The sequence below is a fragment of the Actinosynnema sp. NPDC023658 genome, assembly GCF_040639995.1.
Lineage (GTDB): Bacteria > Actinomycetota > Actinomycetes > Mycobacteriales > Pseudonocardiaceae > Actinosynnema.
This window is the reverse complement of the sequence record NZ_JBFAAX010000611.1, coordinates 1-3419: the sequence shown is the minus strand read 5'-3', so window position 1 is coordinate 3419 and position 3419 is coordinate 1. Positions and strand designations below refer to the sequence as shown.

Sequence of the window (3419 nt, the reverse complement as noted above, 5' to 3'; positions counted from 1 at the left end):
ATCACCGACCACCTGGCCGCCGAGCCGTCCGGCGGTTGGCTGGGGCCCGACCAGGTGGTGCGCCTGCTGGGCGCGTTCGGGCTGCCGGTGCTCGGCGGTGTGCTGGCGCCGGACGCCGGGTCCGCCGTGGCCGCGCAGCGCTCCTTCGGCGGGCCGGTGGCGCTCAAGGCCGTGGCCGGCGGGCTGCTGCACAAGAGCAAGGCCGGCGGTGTCCTGCTCGGCCTCGCTGACGCGGATGCGGTGTCCCGCGCCTTCGAGTCGCTGCGCGAGCGGTTCGGTGACCGGTTGGCCGGCGTGTTCGTGCAGCCCATGGCCGCGACCGGCCGGGAGCTGCTCGTCGGCGTGGTGACCGACCGGCAGTTCGGGCCCCTGGTGGTGACCGGTCTGGGTGGTGTGGACACCGACCTGGTCGACGACCGCGCCGCCGCGCTCGCGCCGCTGGGCGAGGCGGACGTGGACGACCTGCTGCACGGGTTCCGCGCCGCGCCCCGCGTGTTCGCCGAGGACGACGGGGCGGCGGTGCGGGACGTGCTGCTGCGGGTCGGCCGGCTCGCCGAGCTGCTGCCCGAGGTCACCGAGCTCGACCTCAACCCGCTGGTCCTCACCGGTGACGGGGTGCTCGCCGTGGACGCCCGCGTGCGCGTCACGCCCGCCGAACCGGTGGACCCGTTCCTGCGCAGGCTGCGCGACGCGCGGAGGCGGTCATGACCCCCACGCGGACCGGCGGGGTCTGACGGGGGTGGGGGCGCGCGGCGCGGACGGCAGCCCACGTGGCGCGGCAGTCGCCGGAGGCCCTGGTTCAGAGCCGAAGGTCCCGGTCCGATCGAGGTCGCCGGTCCCTGGGGCGGGATCGGTTCCGGAAGCAGTCTTGGTACCAGCACCCCGACACCACAGGAGACGTGACGTGCCGCAGCCCGGAACCACCGACCTGTCCCTCGTCGACGCCTACTGGCGTGCGGCCAACTACCTCTCGGCGGGCCAGATCTACCTGCTGGACAACCCGCTGCTGTCCGAGCCCCTCACCCCGGAGCACGTCAAGCCCAGGCTGCTGGGCCACTGGGGCACCACGCCGGGTCTGAACTTCCTCTACGCGCACCTGAACCGGGTGATCAACGACCGTGCGCAGGACGTGCTGTTCGTGACCGGTCCGGGTCACGGCGGTCCGGCGCTGCTGGCGAACACGTGGTTGGAGGGCTCCTACACCGAGACCCACCCGAACGTGTCGCGTGACGGTGAGGGGATGCGGACGTTGTTCCGGCAGTTCTCCTTCCCCGGCGGCGTGCCGAGCCACGTGGCTCCCGAGGTGCCGGGGTCGATCCACGAGGGCGGCGAGCTGGGCTACTCGTTGGCGCACGCGTTCGGCGCGGCGTTCGACAACCCGGACCTGGTGGTGGCGTGCGTCGTGGGCGACGGTGAGGCGGAGACCGGTCCATTGGCGGCGAGCTGGCACGGGAACAAGTTCCTCGACCCGGCGCACGACGGGGCGGTGCTGCCGATCCTGCACCTCAACGGCTACAAGATCGCCAACCCGGCGATCCTGGCGCGCATCCCGCACGAGGAGCTGGACGCGCTGCTGCGCGGCTACGGCTACGCGCCGTTCTACGTCGAGGGCGACGACCCGGCCGTGCTGCACCCGCGCACGGCGGAGGTCTTCGACGAGGTGTTCGACGAGATCCGCCGCATCCAGGACGCGGCCCGCGCCGGGGACACCGAACGCCCGCGGTGGCCGATGATCGTGCTGCGCACCCCCAAGGGCTGGACCGGACCGTCCGAAGTGGACGGCGTGCCGGTCGAGGGCACGTGGCGCTCCCACCAGGTCCCCCTCGCCGGGGTCCGCGACAACCCGGACCACCTCCGGCAGTTGGAGGCGTGGTTGCGCTCCTACCGCCCGGAGGAGTTGTTCGACACCGACGGCAGCCCGAAGCCCGAACTGCTGGCCCTGGCCCCGCGCGGCGAGTCCCGGATGGGCGCCATCCCGCACGCCAACGGTGGTCTGCTGCTGCGGGACCTGCGGATGCCCGGCACCGCGCCGTACGCGGTGGAGGTCGTCAAGCCCGGCACCACCACCTCGGAGCCGATGCGCGTGCTGGGCCGCATGCTGCGCGACGTGATGACGTTGAACGCGGAGGAGAGGAACTTCCGCGTGTTCGGGCCGGACGAGACCGCGTCGAACAGGCTGGACGCGGTGTTCGAGGTGACGGCGAAGCAGTGGCTGGCCGAACGCCTGCCGACCGACGAGCATCTGGGGACCAGTGGCCGGGTGGTGGAGGTGCTGTCGGAGCACCTGTGCCAGGGCTTCCTGGAGGGCTACCTGCTGACCGGGCGGCACGGGGTGTTCGACTGCTACGAGGCGTTCGTCCACATCGTCGACTCGATGTTCAACCAGCACGCCAAGTGGCTCAAGACCCACCGGCACATCGACTGGCGGCGTCCGGTCGCGTCGCTGAACTACCTGTTGTCGTCGCACGTGTGGCGGCAGGACCACAACGGCTTCTCCCACCAGGACCCCGGCTTCATCGACCACGTCATGAACAAGAAGGCCGAGGTCGTGCGGGTCTACCTGCCGCCGGACACCAACACCCTGCTCTCGGTGGCCGACCACTGCCTGCGCAGCCGCGACTACGTCAACGTCGTCGTCGCGGGCAAGAACTCGACGCCCGACTGGCTCGGACCGGAGGACGCGGCGCTGCACTGCGCGCGTGGCGCGGGCATCTGGGAGTGGGCGGGCACCGAGCACGGCCTGGCCGAGCCGGACGTGGTGCTGGCCTGCGCCGGTGACGCGCCCACCCTGGAGGTCATGGCCGCGGCCGCGCTGCTGCGCGAGCACCTGCCCGAGCTGAAGGTCAGGGTGGTCAACGTGGTGGACCTGATGCGGTTGCAGCCGGACACCGAGCACCCGCACGGCATGGACGACCGGGAGTTCGACGCGCTGTTCACCCCGGACAAACCGGTGGTCTTCGCCTACCACGGCTACCCGTGGCTGATCCACCGGTTGACCTACCGGCGCACCAACCACCACAACATCCACGTCCGCGGCTACAAGGAGGAGGGCACCACCACCACGCCGTTCGACATGCTGGTGCTCAACGACCTCGACCGCTACCGCCTGGTCGTCGACGTGGTCGACCGCGTCCCCGGCCTGGGCGTCAAGGCGGCCGGGCTGCGCCAGCACATGACCGACCAGCGGACCCGCCACCACACCTACATCCGCGAGCACGGCGAGGACCTGCCCGAGATCCGCGACTGGACCTGGCCGTACTGATGGACGTGCTGGTCGTCAACGCGGGCTCGTCGAGCCTGAAGCTCTCGGTGCTGGGCGGGGACGACACGGTCCTCGCCCGGCACCACGTCGAGCGCTGGGACGGCAGCCCGGACCTCGGCCTGGACCTGCCGCCCGTGGACGCCGTGGGCCACCGCGT

2 protein-coding genes are annotated in these 3419 nt (G+C 71.8%); both read left to right on the top strand.

The genetic code is table 11. The features are described 5' to 3' along the window. The coding region (locus AB0G02_RS32085; protein WP_360801609.1) for an acetate--CoA ligase family protein at positions 1 to 708 on the top strand (708 nt) is incomplete at its 5' end. Between the two features lie 196 nt (positions 709 to 904). Then, positions 905 to 3262, top strand: coding sequence for a phosphoketolase family protein (locus tag AB0G02_RS32080; protein ID WP_360801606.1), 2358 nt, complete (start codon positions 905 to 907; stop codon positions 3260 to 3262). Positions 3263 to 3419 lie beyond the last annotated feature (157 nt).